Genomic DNA, 14,952 nt, shown 5'->3' with positions numbered 1-14,952 from the left:
GTCGTTTTCAGTCCCTTTCCTGAAAACCGCCCGCTCGCTAAGGTCCGGGGACCAAACACCCGGACTGCTCATGCCCAGATTTGCCGCCAATATCTCGCTGCTCTTTACCGAGCTGCCCTACCTGGATCGCTTTGCCGCCGCAGCCGAGGCCGGGTTCAAGGCGGTCGAGATTCTGTTCCCCTATGATCTGGCCGCGAAAGAGACCCGCCGCTCCCTGTTGGCCAATGGGCTGAAACTGGTTCTGATCAACGCCCCACCGCCCAACTACACCGGCGGGCAGCCGGGTTACGCAGCACTTCCCGGCGGCGAGGCGCGGTTTCAATCCGATATCCGCCGGGTTCTGCGCTACGCCGACGCGCTGCGCCCGAAGATCATCCATATCATGTCCGGCTATGCGTCCGGGCCACAGGCGATGGCCAGCTTCGTGCAAAACCTGCAATGGGCGGCCGAGATCGCGCCCACCCAGCAGTTCACCATCGAGCCGCTGAACCCGGTGTCCCAACCGGGCTACTTCCTGAACGACTACGCGCTGGCCGCGGAGGTTCTGGACCAGGTGGATCGCCGCAATATCGGTCTGCAATATGACAGCTTTCACGCCGATATGATCCATGGCGACGCGTTGGCCGTCTGGGATCAATACCATGATCGCGTGGTGCACGCTCAGATCGGGGCCGCGCCGGATCGGTCGGAACCCGGCAGCGGACACACGGATTTCGACAGGCTTTTCAGTGCGATGGACAATAGCGGCTATTCTGGGTGGGTCAGCGCGGAATACACGCCTTCAACGCGCCGGACCAAGGAGTCGCTGGGCTGGATGCGGTAGCCTGACAGCAACCACTGGCATTTGCGGCCAAAATACCCCACATGTTGCCAAGGCCAATGAACGGATGATGCCCATGACCGCCGCCCGCTTATCGCATGTCGTGTTTTGCCTGATCATGTCAGGGCTGATGTCCTGCATCGTAACCGGTATTGCGACGGTCAAGGCCGTGGGGCTGGGTCCCACCACCGTCTCGGACTGGATGGCCTCGTGGATGTTCTGCTGGCCCATCGCCTTCGCGGTCATTGTGGTTCTTGGGCCTTCAGTGAAACGGCTGGTCGACAGACTGGTCAGGCCCAAAGCCTGACCCGCTGCGAAGAGGGCCCGCCGGGCCTGATGAGCAGCGCCTTCCTTAATGCGCTTCGGCCCAGTTGGCCCCCTGCCCGGCATCCACATCCAGCTTCACATCCAGTTTGACGGCAGGGTCCGATGCACCCTCCATCACGTCGCGCGCCACACTGATCACCTGATCCACTGCATCTTCGGCCACTTCGAACAGCAATTCGTCATGCACCTGCAACAGCATCTTGGCAGGCAGACCGTTGATCGCATCCGGCATCCGCACCATCGCGCGCCGGATCACATCCGCCGCCGTCCCCTGGATCGGCGCGTTGATCGCCGCCCGGCGCGAGAATCCGGCATGTGGCCCCTTGGCATTGATCTCGGGCGTATGGATTTTGCGCCCGAACAGGGTCTGGACGTACCCATGTTCCTTGGCGAACGCGACCGTATCGTCCATGTACTGGCGAATGCCCGGGAAGCGCTCGAAATATCGGTCGATGAACCCCTGCGCCTCGGCCCGCGGAATGCGCAGGTTGCGCGCCAGACCAAAGCCCGAGATGCCATAGATCACCCCAAAATTGATCGCCTTGGCCTGACGACGGATATCCGGCGTCATCTCGTCCAGTGGCACATCAAACATTTCCGAGGCGGTCATGGCATGAATGTCCAACCCGTCCGAGAACGCCTGTTTCAACGCGTCAATCCCGGCGATATGCGCCAATATCCGCAGCTCGATCTGGCTGTAGTCGAGGCTGACCAGCACATTGCCTGGCTCGGCAATAAACGCCTCGCGAATGCGCCGCCCTTCCTCGGTACGAACGGGAATATTCTGCAGGTTCGGATCGGTCGAGGCCAGACGCCCCGTGCTGGCCCCGGTGATCGAATAAGACGTATGCACCCGCCCGGTATCGGGGTTGATATGGGTCTGCAAAGCATCCGTGTAGGTCGATTTCAGCTTGGACAGCTGCCGCCAATCCAGCACCCGGCGCGGCAATTCATGCTCGGTCGCCAGATCCTCAAGCACATCCGCCCCGGTCGAGTATTTCCCGGTCTTGCCCTTCTTGCCGCCTTCCAGCCCCATCTTGTCGAACAGGATCTCTCCCAACTGCGCGGGTGAGCCGACGTTGAAATTCTCACCGGCCAATTCGTGGATTTCAGCCTCTAACCCGGCCATTTTCTGGGCGAATGCGTTGGACATGCGGCTGAGAACATCGCGGTCAACCTTGATGCCATGCATCTCCATCTCGGCCAGCACCGGCACCAGCGGGCGTTCGAGGGTCTCATACACCGTCGTCACCTGCACCTGATGCAGTTGCGGCTTGAACAATTGCCACAGGCGCAGGGTGATATCGGCGTCTTCGGCGGCATAGGCGGTGGCTTCGTCAATCGGCACCTTGTCAAAGGTGATCGCCGACTTGCCCGAGCCCAGCAGCGGTTTGATCGGGATCGGCGTGTGGTTCAGATAGCGTTCGGATAGCGTATCCATACCATGCCCATGCGCGCCGCCATGCATGGCATAAGACATCAGCATCGTGTCATCGATGGGGGCCACGTTGATGCCGTACCGCGCGAAAATCTTGGCATCATACTTCATATTCTGCCCGATCTTCAGGATCGACGGATCCTCGAATACCGGTTTCAGCAGATTCAGAGCCTCATCCAGCGGCATCTGCCCTTCGGCCAGCGCATCGGTTCCAAACAGATCATCGGTCGCGCTTTGCCGGTGGATCAACGGGATGTAACAAGCCTCGCCCGGCTCAATGCACAGCGAAATACCGACCAGATCGGCAATCATCTCGTTCAACCCGGTGGTCTCGGTATCCACCGCAACCCAGCCGCGCTCATAGGCCTGATCGATCCATTTTTGCAGCGCCCCGGCATCGCGCACGCATTCGTATTTCGATGCATCAAATGGAATGGCCTCGGCCTCAACCTCTTCGACCGGCGCGGGCGCATCAGCAATCACCGGGGCCTCGGCCCCCAGCTTGTCGGCGATGCGCTTGGTGAGGGTGCGAAATTCCATCTCGGCCAGAAACCCCAACAGGGTTTCTGGATCGGGGTCTTTCACCTCAAGATCGTCCAGCGTGAAATTCAGCGGCGTTTGCTCATCCAATTGCACCAGCTTCTTCGACAGCTCGATCTGGTCGCGCTTTTCGATCAGGGTCTGGCGGCGCTTGGGCTGTTTGATCTTCTCGGCATTGTCCAACAGCGTTTCCAGATCGCCATATTCATTGATCAGCAAAGCGGCGGTCTTGATTCCGATTCCCGGCGCGCCCGGCACGTTGTCCACCGAATCCCCGGCCAGCGCCTGCACATCAACCACCCGTTCCGGCCCAACGCCGAACTTCTCGAACACCCCATCGCGGTCGATGCGCTTGTTCTTCATCGCATCCAGCATTTCCACGCCGTCGCCGACCAGTTGCATCAGATCCTTGTCGGAACTGACGATGGTCACACGCCCCCCGGCCTCACGCGCCTGAACGGCCAGCGTGGCTATGATGTCGTCAGCCTCATAGCCCTCAACCTCTTTGCAGGCGATGTTGAACGCTTTCGTCGCCTCGCGGGTCAGGGGCATCTGCGGGCGCAGATCCTCGGGCATCGCCTCGCGGTTGGCTTTGTAGAGATCGTACAGATCATTGCGGAACGTGTGCGAGCCCTTGTCGAAAATCACCGCCACATGGGTCGGCGCATCTGGCCCGGCGTTCCCTTCGACATATTTCTGCAGCATGTTGCAGAACCCCGAAACCGCCCCGATCGGCAGCCCATCGGATTTGCGCGTCAGCGGAGGCAGCGCGTGATAGGCCCTGAAAATAAAGGCCGATCCGTCGATAAGATGCAGGTGACACCCTTTTCCGAAATTGCTCATGCGCGCTCTCCCTGTCGGTCAGGGATGGTTCTGCCACAGGGGCAGGCGACTGACCAGTCAGGAACGTGGGTTAACCACCAAAGAGGCCGCTGAAAACGTCCGAGAAGCTGTTCAGAAGCGCCATGATCACCAGCACGCCAAGGAAGGCGAAAAAGGCAAAGGCGAAGAACTGGAACAGGATCGCACCGATACCGATGGTGACACCCGCGACAGCAGGGCGCATCGGTTCGTGGCGCAGAATGCCAATTACCGAGACAACAATCGCCAGCCCGCCCAGCATGGCCACGCCGATTTGCAGGAAATCGTCCAGATCGCGGGTTTGGGCGACCGGTTCAGGCTGTTCCAGCCCAGCGGCAGCGCGGAGGGTCGATTTTCCAATCTCGGCGGCCAGTTCCCCCAGCGACACGCCGGTTGATTGCTGCGGCGCAAACGGCCCGGCCCAGAACACAAACAGCGCGGCAAACAACGCCATCGCCGCCAGGCAAAATCCGATCCAGCCAAAAACCGGGCTGGCGTTCTGTGTAGCAGTCATGTCGGTCATCGCACTCACCCGCGTTGGTCCCACCAAAGAGTTACCATGAAAAACGCGGCAAGATTTGGGCAGCGACCGAAGCCGTGGACGATCAGCTTTGCTCTGTGCCCCTCAGAACATATTTGCAGTCGCAATAGGGGCATTCGACCCAGCCGGTATCCTCGGGGATCTGCAGCCAGACGCGCGGATGACCCAATGCGCCCTCACCCCCGTCACAGGCGATACGGGTGGTTTCGACGATCCTGGTTTCCGGGGCTTCGATGGTCACGGCTGGCGATCCTTCTGCGGTTGTCGGCCTCGCGGGCATGTACTAGGTGCGTTTATGAGCGATGAGCAAACCGGGGGCAAGAGCCACATGGCCGATGCGGCAATCAGGATCGAAGGGCTGCGCAAGACCTATCGCGGCAGCAAGGGCCAGCCCGAGAAACAGGCGCTGAAGGGTATTGATCTGACCATCCCGCGCGGGTCGGTCTTTGGGCTGCTGGGGCCAAACGGGGCCGGGAAATCGACGCTGATCAATATTCTGGCCGGTCTGGTGGTGAAATCCTCGGGCAATGTGTCGATCTGGGGCTTCGATCAGGATCAGAACCCGCGCCAATCCCGCGCCGCCATTGGCGTGATGCCGCAGGAACTGAACCTCGACCCGTTCTTCACCCCACGCGGCGCGCTAGAGGTTCAGGCCGGGCTGTACGGTGTTCCAAAGGCGCAACGCCGCAGCGATGAGATCCTCGAACTGGTCGGTCTCAGCGACAAAGCCGAGGCCTATGCCCGCACCCTGTCGGGCGGGATGCGCAGGCGGTTGCTGCTGGCCAAGGCGCTGGTGCATCATCCCAAAGTGCTGGTGCTGGACGAACCCACGGCGGGCGTGGATATCGAGCTGCGCCAGATGCTGTGGGCCAATGTGCGCAAGCTGAACGAACAGGGCATGACCATCATCCTGACCACGCATTACCTGGAAGAAGCGCAGGAAATGTGCGACCAGATCGCCATCATCAACCACGGCGAAAAGATCGCGCAGGACAGCACAGCAAACCTGCTGGGCCGCATGGACAGCCGCACCATGGTGATTGTCCCCGACCGTCCTGTCACCGATTTGCCCGCGGCCGAGGGCGTCGAAGCCACGCTGCGTGACGATGGCAATCTGGTGTTGAACTACCGCAGCGCCCAGACCAGCGCCGAGCAGGTTCTGGAAGCCGTCCGCGCCGCAGGTATTCGCATTCGCGATGTCCGGACCGAGGAAGCCGACCTTGAAGATGTCTTCCTCGCCCTGACATCCTCGCGCGCGGATGAACCGGCGGACGATCAGGACCAGCCGCGCCGGGGGATGCACCGGGTCAAGCTTTAGACCCGGTCGATCCGCGCCTGATAGCAGTTGTTGCGTGCAGATCGGACATGGATATAGGCGATATCCGGGCGGGCAAAGATATCCCGGACCTTTGTGCCGATCTGATCCGTGGGCGTGATCGCCCCGGTGCCATAAACGATCCGGTTGTCCACCCCATAGCCTTTGATCAGATAGTCCGGCGAGGTGGTCAGAATCTCGGGCAGTTCCGTGCCCTCATACCGCTGACAAGGCGACGTACACAGAAAGATCGGGCCGGTTTCTGCATAGGGATGTGTCTCTAAAAAGGGCCGATGCGCCAGGATCAGCATCTCTTCGCCTTCCGGAATGTTGCGCAGGCAATGGCGGCAGGGATTGCCGGCGCCGGTCGAAACGGCCCGCTCGGGCGGGACACCATAGGCATCCGGGCCGCCTGCCTGAAGGGCGCGGACATCGTCGGTGGATAATGCGGTGATCTTGAACATATCGGGCCTCCTTTTTCCTGACCCTGCCCGCCTCATCGGCCTCAATCGACCCGTTTCCTGCGCAAAGGACTCGAAAAAGAACAAAACGTGAATATAATGTGGAATCGTCATGTATGCCGAGCTGTCGATCACGTCGAGCTTCACCTTCCTCACCGGGGCCTCTCACCCCGAGGAGTATATGGAGCGTGCCGTCACCCTGAACCTGCCCGCCATCGCCATTGCCGATGACAACTCGGTCGCCGGAATCGTGCGCGCCCATACCCAAGGGCGCGAGATCGCCCGCAAGGTCCGCGAGCGGCTGGAGTGGGAGGCGCAGAACACCTCCATCGGCCCGCCCTGCCCGGACCATATCCCCAAACCGCCCTCTTACCCCATCCATGCGGTGCCCCGCCTGATCCCAGCCGCGCGACTGATCTTTACCGATGCACCTACTGTCACCGCCCTGCCCTTGAACCGGCAGGGCTGGGGCAACCTGTGCCGTATCCTGTCGGCGGGCCGCCTGCGCGCCGAGAAAGGCGATTGCATCCTGCACCTGTCCGATCTTTTGGAGTTTTCCGACGGTCTCCACCTGCTGCTCTGGCCACAGGCGGATCGACCCCCGGGCGGCGCGAGCCCTTGGCGGACACAGGCGCAGCAGCTGACGCGCCGCTTTGCCGGGCGGATGCATCTGTTGATGCACCCCCGGTATGATGGCGCAGACAGCATCTATTTCTCTTTATTAGAGACTGAATCCAAACATCTCGGCATCCCCACCCTCGCCAGCGCCACGCCGATGATGCATCACGGAGCCCGCCGCAAACTGGGCGATGTGCTGACCGCCATCCGCCTGCGCCGCAAGGTGGATGATCTGGGCCGGGACGCACTGGCCAATGGCGAACAGCGCCTGCGATCCGAGGCTGAGATGCTGCGCATCTTCAAGGGGCATGAAGGGGCTGTCGCCCGCGCCCATGACCTCAGCGAACGGCTTACCTTCTCGCTGGATGAATTGCGCTATGAATACCCCAGCGAGGGCAGCGCGCAGGAAACCCCAACCGAACGCCTGCACCGTCTGGCCCATGAGGGGCTGAAATGGCGCTACCCGGCGGGCGCATCCGAGAAGGCCAGGAAGATGCTGGCCCATGAGCTCACCCTGATCGGCAAGCTGAAATACGAACCCTACTTTCTGACCGTCCGGGACATCGTCAAATTCGCGCGGTCCCGCGATATCCTGTGTCAGGGGCGCGGCTCGGCGGCCAATTCGGTGGTCTGCTACTGCCTTGGCATCACCGAGGTCAGCCCCGAACTGGGCACGATGGTGTTCGAACGCTTTGTCTCTGAGGCCCGCGACGAACCGCCCGATATCGACGTGGATTTCGAACACGAACGCCGCGAGGAGGTGATTCAGCACATCTACGACCGCTATGGCCGGGACCGCGCGGGCCTCTGCGCCACGGTGGTGCATTACCGTGGTAAACGCGCCATTCGCGAGGTTGGGCGGGCCATGGGTCTGACCGAAGACACGATCTCGGCGCTGTCCTCACAGTTATGGGGTTTCTTCTCAACCGTCGGGCTCGAGGCGCACCGGATGCGCGAGATTGGCCTCGACCCCGAAGATCGCCGCCTGAAACAGACCCTGTCTTTGGTCTATGAGATCGATGGCTTCCCCCGTCACCTGTCCCAACATGTCGGCGGGTTCATCATCACCGAGGGGCGTTTGGACGAACTTGTCCCCATCGAAAATGCCACGATGGAGGACCGCACCGTCATTTGCTGGGACAAGGATGATATCGACTCGCTTGGTATCCTCAAGGTCGATGTGCTGAGCCTTGGTATGCTGACCTGCATTCGCAAGGCGTTCGACCTGATTGGCCAGCACCACCAGACCAGCTACACGCTGGCCACCCTGCCGCCCGAAGATCCCCAAGTATACGATATGCTGTGCAAAGCGGATTCGGTTGGCGTGTTTCAGGTGGAATCACGGGCACAGATGAATTTCCTGCCCCGCATGCGGCCGCGCAATTTCTATGATCTGGTGATCGAGGTCGCCATCATCCGCCCCGGACCCATTCAGGGCGACATGGTCCACCCCTATATCCGCCGCCGGAATGGCGAGGAAGAGGTCAGCTTCCCCTCGGACGAACTGGGCGAGGTGCTGGGTAAAACGCTGGGCGTACCGTTGTTTCAGGAACAAGCGATGCAGATCGCAATTGTCGGCGCGGGGTTCACCCCGGAACAGGCCGACCGGCTGCGGCGGTCTCTGGCAACCTTCAAGAAGCATGGCAATGTCAGCGAGTTTCGCGCGCTGTTCCTGCGCGGGATGAAGCGCAACGGGTATGAACAGGATTTTGCGGAACGCTGTTTCTCACAGATCGAAGGGTTCGGGTCCTATGGCTTCCCTGAAAGCCACGCGGCCAGCTTTGCGCTGCTGGTCTATGCCTCGGCCTGGATCAAATGTCATCACCCCGGCATCTTCGCCTGCGCCCTGCTGAATTCGCAGCCTATGGGGTTCTATGCGCCCGCCCAGATCGTGCGCGATGCGCGAGAACACGGGGTTCAGGTGCGCCCGGTCTGCATCAATGCCAGCTTCTGGGACAATGTGATGGAGCCCGACGGCCATGGTGGGCTGGCCCTGCGGCTGGGGTTCCGCCAGATCAAGGGCCTCAGCGAGGAAGACGCCAGTTGGCTGACCGCCGCACGCGGCAACGGCTACCATCAGGTCGATGACGTCTGGCGCCGGGCGGGGTTGGGCCCGTCGGTGATCGAGCGACTGGCCGAAGCCGACGCCTTCGCCTCCTGCGATCTGACCCGGCGCGAGGCGTTGTGGCAGGCCAAGGCGATTGCCACCGCCAAACCCTTGCCGCTGTTCTCGCAGGATCTGGAGGGTGAGGCGCTGGACGAACCCGAAGCCTATCTGCCGCGGATGACGTTGGGCGAGCAGGTGGTCGAGGATTACGTCGCCACCCGCCTCAGCCTGCGGGCGCATCCGGTCGCCCTGCTGCGGCATCTGCTGACGCCGGATCAGCGCGACAAAACCACGCCTGTCGCGTGACGACAGAACGGGATATTGGCCCGGAACAGAGTCGAAACCGGTGCCCTCATGACCAGACCCGCCCTGCCGCCGCGCTTTCCGGCAACGCCCGATCAGATCAACGCTCAGGTCCGCGCCTTCTATTCCCGCGTCCGCGAGGATGCTGTGCTGGGTCCGGTCTTTGGCAACCATGTCACCGACTGGCCCAGCCATGAGGAAAAGATCGCCGCCTTCTGGCGCAACGCCATCCTGTTCGAGCGCTGCTATGACGGCAATCCCCAACGCGTCCATATCGAGCGGCCCGACGTGAAGCCCGAGATGTTCGCCCATTGGCTGGACCTCTTCGAAGAGGTCGCCGCCCAAACCCTGCCCCCGGAAACCGCAACCCCATGGGTCGCGCTGGCCCGGCGTATCGGGGTCGGGATGAAGGCCGGTGTGCAATCGGCCCGCCAACCCAAGGACGCTCCGCCGATCCTGCGTTGATCCCTGAACATGGCGGCTTTGCGATGTTAGCGGTAAAATAGGGGCTATGCGCCCCGGTAAAATCGGTTTACTCAGGGGCAAGACAGCCTTTTTGCGCTGCGACGGCACAGTGCCACCACACCGACATCACCCGAGGCCATATCGATGAGCACTCAAAACACCACCCTTCGGGGACTTGGTTTCGCGTTTGCGGGATTCGCGGTCTTTGCCAGCCATGACGCGCTGATCAAAGTGCTGGGCGGGACCTATTCGGTGATGCAGATCATCTTCTTCGCCACGCTGTTTTCCTTTGTGCCGATGGCGGTCACAATCCTGACCGACCGGACAACGGGCAACTTCCTGCCGCATCACCCGTGGCTGGTGCTGCTGCGCTCGGCGCTGATGGTCACGGCCATGTCCTGCGCCTTTTACGCCTTCTCGGTCCTGCCGCTGGCCGAGGTCTATTCGCTGCTGTTTTCCTTCCCGCTGATCGTCACGGTCCTGTCGATCCCGATTCTGGGGGAAGTTGTCCGCGCCCAGCGCTGGGCCGCCGTTGGCGTCGGACTGATCGGCGTTCTGATCGTGCTGCGCCCCGGTTCAACGGATATCACTTTGGGCCACCTCGCCGCCCTGACGGCTGCGTTTTGCAGCGCCTTCGCATCCGTTCTGGTGCGAAAGATCGGGAATGAGGAACGCTCGGCCGTGCTGATCCTCTACCCCATGCTGCTGGCTATTGTTGTCATGAGCTTGCTGCAACCCGCCGTCTACCAGCCGCCCTCGCTGCTGCATCTGGCGATGATGGCGCTGGTCGGCGTGTTCTCGGTCATAGCGCAACACCTGATCATCCTGGCCTACCGCGCCGCGCCCGCCGGCGTTGTCGCCCCCAGCCAATACAGCCAGATCATCTGGGCGACGCTGTTTGGCATGATCTTCTTCGGTGAACGCCCGGACGGCTGGGTCGCGGTCGGGGCCAGTGTCATCATCGCGTCTGGTGTATTCGTGGTCTGGCGCGAGAGCCGGTCGAATACCACCTCGACCAACACCCCGGTTTTGCGGGTGCGCTCACCGCGCTCGGATACGGGGGCGTCGCGACCGGGGGATTGAACCAAGGCTTCAGGTGTCACTGCACCTGATCTTGAGTCCTCCATTTATGTTGCCTTCTTCAAAGCGGCCAATGGCTCTAACCAAATCGCTCAGCCTTTTGTGACCGTAAGTACGGGAGTCGAAGTCCGGATACATCTTACCTAATTGACTACCGACAAAAGCGAGACTTGCCCATCCATCCGCCTCGTTCGTGTTCAGCACAACGTTTCGGATCAATTGGTAAGCATGATTCAACTCATGCTTCGCCTTTGTTGTTCCAGCACTCTTTGGCTGCGATACACTTGGTTCGGATTTCTCTATGTTCTCAATGTAAATAAACCTGTTGCAGGCCGCGACAAAGGCTTTGGGTGCCTTGCGCTCCCCGATGCCATAAACGTCAAGCCCTTGCTCGCGGATACGGCTGGCAAGACGGGTGAAATCGCTATCGGAAGATACCAACACGAACCCGCTGAAGCGGTTGCTGTGAAGGATATCCATGGCATCAATCACCAATGCAATATCACTAGAGTTCTTCCCGGATGTGTTTGCGAATTGCTGATGAGGAACAATGGCAAATTCTGCCAACGATCCGGCAACCCAACCCTGAGGCGAACCGTTAGAGAAATCTCCGTAAATCCGCCTAAGGCCGGCTTCACCCAACGTAGCAATTTCTTCGAATATCTCTGCAGCATGCTTTGCGGGCACATTGTCCGCATCAATCAATACTGCCAATCGGTCGGTACTTCCTGTTGCCACTTCAAATCCTCAATTCAAAATCATTCAATCATCGAAAATTAGGCACAAAAAAGGGCGAGCAAAAGCCCGCCCTTCAAGATCATTTCATTGTATCAGTAAACCACCACCGACCGGATGCTCTCACCTTTATGCATAAGGTCGAAGCCGTGGTTGATGTCGTCCAGACCCATGGTGTGGGTGATCATCGGGTCAATCTCGATTTTGCCTTCCATGTACCAGTCAACGATCTTGGGAACGTCGGTGCGGCCCCGCGCGCCGCCAAAGGCGGTACCGCGCCAGGATCGGCCGGTGACCAGTTGGAACGGACGGGTTGAGATTTCGGCACCCGCAGGGGCCACGCCAATGATGATCGATTCACCCCAGCCCTTGTGGGCCGATTCCAGTGCGTCGCGCATGACGCCGACATTGCCGGTGGCGTCGAACGTATAATCCGCGCCGCCCTTGGTGAGGTTGACCAGATAGGGAACCAGATCGCCTTCGACCTCTTTGGGGTTCACAAAATCGGTCATGCCGAATTTCGTCGCCATTTCCACCTTGGCAGGGTTCAGGTCAACGCCCACGATCTGATCGGCCCCGGCCAGACGCAGGCCCTGAATGACGTTCAGGCCGATACCACCCAGACCGAATACGATGGCGCGGCTACCGATCTCGACCTTGGCCGTGTTGATGACGGCTCCGATACCGGTGGTCACGCCGCAGCCGATATAGCAGATCTTGTCAAACGGCGCGTCCTCGCGCACCTTGGCCAGCGCAATCTCGGGCAGGACCGTGTGGTTCGAAAAGGTCGAGCAGCCCATGTAGTGCAGGATCGGATCACCATCCAGCGTCGAAAAGCGCGAGGTGCCGTCGGGCATCAGGCCTTTACCTTGCGTTTCACGGATCGCCTGACACAGATTGGTCTTGGGGTGCAGACAGTATTCACACTCACGACATTCGGGAGTGTAGAGCGGGATCACATGGTCGCCGGGCTTCAGGCTGGTGACACCGGGGCCGACTTCGACCACCACGCCTGCGCCTTCGTGGCCCAGAATGGCGGGAAACAGGCCTTCGGGGTCGGCGCCCGACAGGGTGAATTCGTCGGTGTGGCAAATGCCGGTCGCTTTGATTTCAACCAGAACCTCGCCCGCTTTGGGGCCTTCCAGGTTCACGTCCATCACTTCCAAAGGTTTGCCCGCCTGAACGGCGACGGCGGCACGGGTGCGCATTGTGCTTGTCTCCCTGTCTTGTTTGCCCCGACCCTGCGCCAATTGCAGGGTGTTTTCAACTGTGCTTTGATGACAGGCAGGTTAAACGATTGATATTGCAGAAACGACATTGCCGGAATGAGGAGCGCCAATGCACCGATTTATCCCGATCCTGATCCTTCTTGCGGCCTGCGCCGAACCCCCTGCCCCGGAAGAGGCGCGGACCGAGCCCGAAGCCGCGCCGGTCGATCTGGCCTTTTGTCAGGGCGATCCGTTTGCTGACTCGGTCGGTCAGCCCGTGTCTTCCATTCAGGCCGATCTGCCCGAACGGGCGCGGGTTTTGGGACCAAACGACATTGCAACGCAGGATTATCGCATCGACCGGCTGAATGTCTTCGTGAACGGTGCGGGCGTCATTCAGCGTCTGACCTGCGGGTAGGCGTGGACTCGGGCGCTGATTCTCAGGTAAGAACAAAATGGGAACATTTTGATGTCTGCCGATGCCAAAACGCCGAATACTTTCACTGTGGTTTCCCCGTCTGGGGGCTGAACGGCTGATCCGCGCCGCGCGGGGGCTGCATAGCGGACCTTTGGCTGTCGTGGCCGAACAGTCGAACATGCAGGTCGTGACCTCTCTGAACGCCGAAGCTCAGGATGCCGGGCTGCGCGTGGGTCAGCCGGTGCGCGACGCCCATGCCATGTGCGCCAACCTTGTGACGCGCCCGCGCAACGCCCCGGCCGAGGCCGCCTTTCTGACTGCTCTGCGCCGCTGGGCGGGCAAGTTCAGCCCGTGGGTGGCCGAGGAAGCGCCGGACGGGCTGATCGTCGATCTGTCGGGCTGCGCGCATCTGTTCGGCGGGGAAGAGGCGCTGCTGAGCGTGCTTGAAACCGACTGCGCCGATATGGGCCTCAGCGTGCAGATGGGGATCGCGGATACGCTGGGCGCAGCCTGGGCGCTGGCACGCTATGCAGGGCAAGAGGCCACCTCGGATCGCAATGGCGACGCCATCAGTCAGGAAGCCCGTGCCACCCGCGCGCGGGCGGGCAAGCGGCGGCACTGGACCAGGGGCGGGGCCGCGCCGCAGGTGATGGCGCTGGGTGGCGGGGCCCGGATCGCCGCGCCGGGGCAATCCTACGGCGCGCTCAGCCCGCTGCCCATCGCGGCGCTGCGGCTTGAGGATCAGGTGGTCGCACAGCTCAACCGTCTGGGCCTGCGCCGGATCGGCGATCTGCTGGGGCAACCACGCGCCAGTTTGGCGCGGCGGTTCGGACGCGGGCTGGTGCTGCGGCTGGATCAGGCCATGGGCAGCGCGCCCGAGCCCGTCTCGCCCGCCCGCCCGCCACATCAGTTTGCGGTGCGGATGACCCTGCCCAACCCGATCGGGTTGATCGAGGACGTGATGGCTGCTGTTGATCGCGTTCTGCCGACGCTTTGTACCAAGCTGGAAGAGAAAGGGCGCGGCGTCCGGACCCTGCGGTTGGAAGCCCACCGCGCCGATCAGGCGGCTGAGATCATCGAGGTCGGCCTGGCCCGACCGACCTATGACAAACACCGCATTCGCCCTTTGTTAGAGATGAAAATTGACAAGATCGACGCTGGCTATGGCATCGACATGCTGCGGCTTGAGGCGATCCAGACCGAACCTATCCACGCCCGCACAATGGCAGGACATGCCGAGGCCAGACAGGTGGCCCGCAACCGGCTTGAAGGGAATACAGCCGTGGATGACCTGATCGGCAAGCTGGGCGCGCGGGTCGGGCTTGAGGCGATCACACGGCGGCACCCCGCCGCCTCGCACATCCCCGAGAAGACGGCGCAGGTGCTGGCGGCGGCCTGGTCGGAACCGGCGCGCGATTGGCCTGCGCCGGCACGTCCGCGCCCTTTGCAGATGTGGCAGCCCGAGCCGGTGATGGCCCCGGAAACCCCGGATGTGCCCGGCAGCTTTCGCTGGCGCGGGCGCGACTGGCAATTGGCGCAGGCCACCGGCCCGGAACGGATCGCACCGGAATGGTGGCTGGACGATCCCAACTGGCGCAGCGGCGTGCGCGATTACTGGGTGGTGGTGACGGAACAGGGGGAACGGCTGTGGCTGTTCTACGGCCATGGCGGCACCATGTCAGCGGGCTGGTTCTGTCAGGGGCAGTTTGGTTAGA

The 14,952-nt window shown here is 61.4% G+C and carries 14 protein-coding genes; 8 read left to right on the top strand and 6 right to left on the bottom strand.

Going from position 1 to position 14,952, the window contains the following annotated elements; translation table 11 throughout:
• Positions 1-70 precede the first annotated feature (70 nt).
• On the top strand, positions 71-823 hold the full coding sequence (locus ACR0LW_RS15250) for a hydroxypyruvate isomerase family protein (RefSeq protein ID WP_480883148.1): 753 nt from the start codon (positions 71-73) through the stop codon (positions 821-823).
• A 73-nt stretch (positions 824-896) separates the two neighbouring features.
• Entirely contained in the window at positions 897-1,127 is a 231-nt protein-coding gene (locus ACR0LW_RS15245) for a DUF2798 domain-containing protein (RefSeq protein ID WP_480883147.1), read from the top strand.
• Positions 1,128-1,172: 45 nt separating this feature from the next.
• Here ACR0LW_RS15245 and polA read toward each other — a convergent pair whose 3' ends face one another.
• The 3 genes from polA to ACR0LW_RS15230 form a co-directional block, all read right to left on the bottom strand.
• Entirely contained in the window at positions 1,173-3,968 is a 2,796-nt protein-coding gene (gene polA, locus ACR0LW_RS15240; RefSeq protein ID WP_480883146.1) for a DNA polymerase I, read from the bottom strand.
• A gap of 70 nt (positions 3,969-4,038) precedes the next feature.
• A complete protein-coding gene (locus ACR0LW_RS15235) occupies positions 4,039-4,500 on the bottom strand; it encodes a hypothetical protein (protein ID WP_480883145.1) in 462 nt (153 codons plus the stop codon).
• A gap of 91 nt (positions 4,501-4,591) precedes the next feature.
• Positions 4,592-4,768 (bottom strand): zinc-finger domain-containing protein, encoded by a 177-nt coding sequence (locus ACR0LW_RS15230; protein ID WP_480883144.1) that lies wholly within the window; start codon positions 4,766-4,768, stop codon positions 4,592-4,594.
• 87 nt (positions 4,769-4,855) lie between these two features.
• Here ACR0LW_RS15230 and ACR0LW_RS15225 point away from each other — a divergent pair, with 87 nt between their 5' ends.
• The gene (locus ACR0LW_RS15225) at positions 4,856-5,845 is read left to right on the top strand and encodes an ABC transporter ATP-binding protein (protein WP_480883225.1); all 990 of its coding nucleotides are present in this window, start codon (positions 4,856-4,858) and stop codon (positions 5,843-5,845) included.
• Here ACR0LW_RS15225 and ACR0LW_RS15220 read toward each other — a convergent pair.
• Positions 5,842-6,306: a DUF1203 domain-containing protein gene (locus ACR0LW_RS15220; RefSeq protein WP_170453535.1), complete on the bottom strand. Its 465-nt coding sequence runs from the start codon at positions 6,304-6,306 to the stop codon at positions 5,842-5,844. The two genes, ACR0LW_RS15225 and ACR0LW_RS15220, sit on opposite strands and share 4 nt — an antisense overlap.
• 109 nt (positions 6,307-6,415) lie before the next feature.
• On the opposite strand from ACR0LW_RS15220, the gene ACR0LW_RS15215 reads away from it, so the two are divergent.
• The 3 genes from ACR0LW_RS15215 to ACR0LW_RS15205 all read left to right on the top strand — a co-directional run bounded on the left by ACR0LW_RS15215 (position 6,416) and on the right by ACR0LW_RS15205 (position 10,879).
• Positions 6,416-9,334: an error-prone DNA polymerase gene (locus ACR0LW_RS15215; RefSeq protein WP_480883143.1), complete on the top strand. Its 2,919-nt coding sequence runs from the start codon at positions 6,416-6,418 to the stop codon at positions 9,332-9,334.
• A gap of 48 nt (positions 9,335-9,382) precedes the next feature.
• On the top strand, positions 9,383-9,796 hold the full coding sequence (locus ACR0LW_RS15210; protein ID WP_480883142.1) for a group III truncated hemoglobin: 414 nt from the start codon (positions 9,383-9,385) through the stop codon (positions 9,794-9,796).
• Between the two features lie 144 nt (positions 9,797-9,940).
• Complete coding sequence (locus ACR0LW_RS15205) at positions 9,941-10,879, top strand: DMT family transporter (RefSeq protein ID WP_170453532.1); 939 nt, start codon at positions 9,941-9,943, stop codon at positions 10,877-10,879.
• A gap of 9 nt (positions 10,880-10,888) precedes the next feature.
• Here ACR0LW_RS15205 and ACR0LW_RS15200 read toward each other — a convergent pair whose 3' ends face one another.
• A complete protein-coding gene (locus ACR0LW_RS15200; RefSeq protein WP_480883141.1) occupies positions 10,889-11,590 on the bottom strand; it encodes an NYN domain-containing protein in 702 nt (233 codons plus the stop codon).
• A gap of 116 nt (positions 11,591-11,706) precedes the next feature.
• A complete protein-coding gene (locus ACR0LW_RS15195) occupies positions 11,707-12,819 on the bottom strand; it encodes an S-(hydroxymethyl)glutathione dehydrogenase/class III alcohol dehydrogenase (protein WP_170735689.1) in 1,113 nt (370 codons plus the stop codon).
• Positions 12,820-12,949: 130 nt separating this feature from the next.
• On the opposite strand from ACR0LW_RS15195, the gene ACR0LW_RS15190 reads away from it, so the two are divergent.
• Positions 12,950-13,237: an I78 family peptidase inhibitor gene (locus ACR0LW_RS15190; RefSeq protein ID WP_170453529.1), complete on the top strand. Its 288-nt coding sequence runs from the start codon at positions 12,950-12,952 to the stop codon at positions 13,235-13,237.
• A gap of 61 nt (positions 13,238-13,298) precedes the next feature.
• Positions 13,299-14,951, top strand: a complete 1,653-nt coding sequence (locus ACR0LW_RS15185) for a DUF6504 family protein (protein WP_480883140.1) — start codon at positions 13,299-13,301, stop codon at positions 14,949-14,951.
• The last annotated feature ends 1 nt before the right edge of the window (position 14,952 follow it).

Source organism: Ruegeria sp. N4 (assembly GCF_056531425.1).
The sequence above is the reverse complement of the archived record's forward strand: the minus strand, read 5'-3'. Positions and strand labels throughout refer to the sequence as shown.

Coding starts and splice junctions, on each gene's coding strand:
- ACR0LW_RS15250 (WP_480883148.1), top strand. CDS start 71: ATGCCCAGATTTGCCGCCAATATCTCGCTGCTCTTTACCGAGCTGCCC.
- ACR0LW_RS15245 (WP_480883147.1), top strand. CDS start 897: ATGACCGCCGCCCGCTTATCGCATGTCGTGTTTTGCCTGATCATGTCA.
- polA (WP_480883146.1), bottom strand. CDS start 3,968: ATGAGCAATTTCGGAAAAGGGTGTCACCTGCATCTTATCGACGGATCG.
- ACR0LW_RS15235 (WP_480883145.1), bottom strand. CDS start 4,500: ATGACTGCTACACAGAACGCCAGCCCGGTTTTTGGCTGGATCGGATTT.
- ACR0LW_RS15225 (WP_480883225.1), top strand. CDS start 4,856: ATGGCCGATGCGGCAATCAGGATCGAAGGGCTGCGCAAGACCTATCGC.
- ACR0LW_RS15220 (WP_170453535.1), bottom strand. CDS start 6,306: ATGTTCAAGATCACCGCATTATCCACCGACGATGTCCGCGCCCTTCAG.
- ACR0LW_RS15215 (WP_480883143.1), top strand. CDS start 6,416: ATGTATGCCGAGCTGTCGATCACGTCGAGCTTCACCTTCCTCACCGGG.
- ACR0LW_RS15210 (WP_480883142.1), top strand. CDS start 9,383: ATGACCAGACCCGCCCTGCCGCCGCGCTTTCCGGCAACGCCCGATCAG.
- ACR0LW_RS15205 (WP_170453532.1), top strand. CDS start 9,941: ATGAGCACTCAAAACACCACCCTTCGGGGACTTGGTTTCGCGTTTGCG.
- ACR0LW_RS15195 (WP_170735689.1), bottom strand. CDS start 12,819: ATGCGCACCCGTGCCGCCGTCGCCGTTCAGGCGGGCAAACCTTTGGAA.
- ACR0LW_RS15190 (WP_170453529.1), top strand. CDS start 12,950: ATGCACCGATTTATCCCGATCCTGATCCTTCTTGCGGCCTGCGCCGAA.
- ACR0LW_RS15185 (WP_480883140.1), top strand. CDS start 13,299: ATGCCAAAACGCCGAATACTTTCACTGTGGTTTCCCCGTCTGGGGGCT.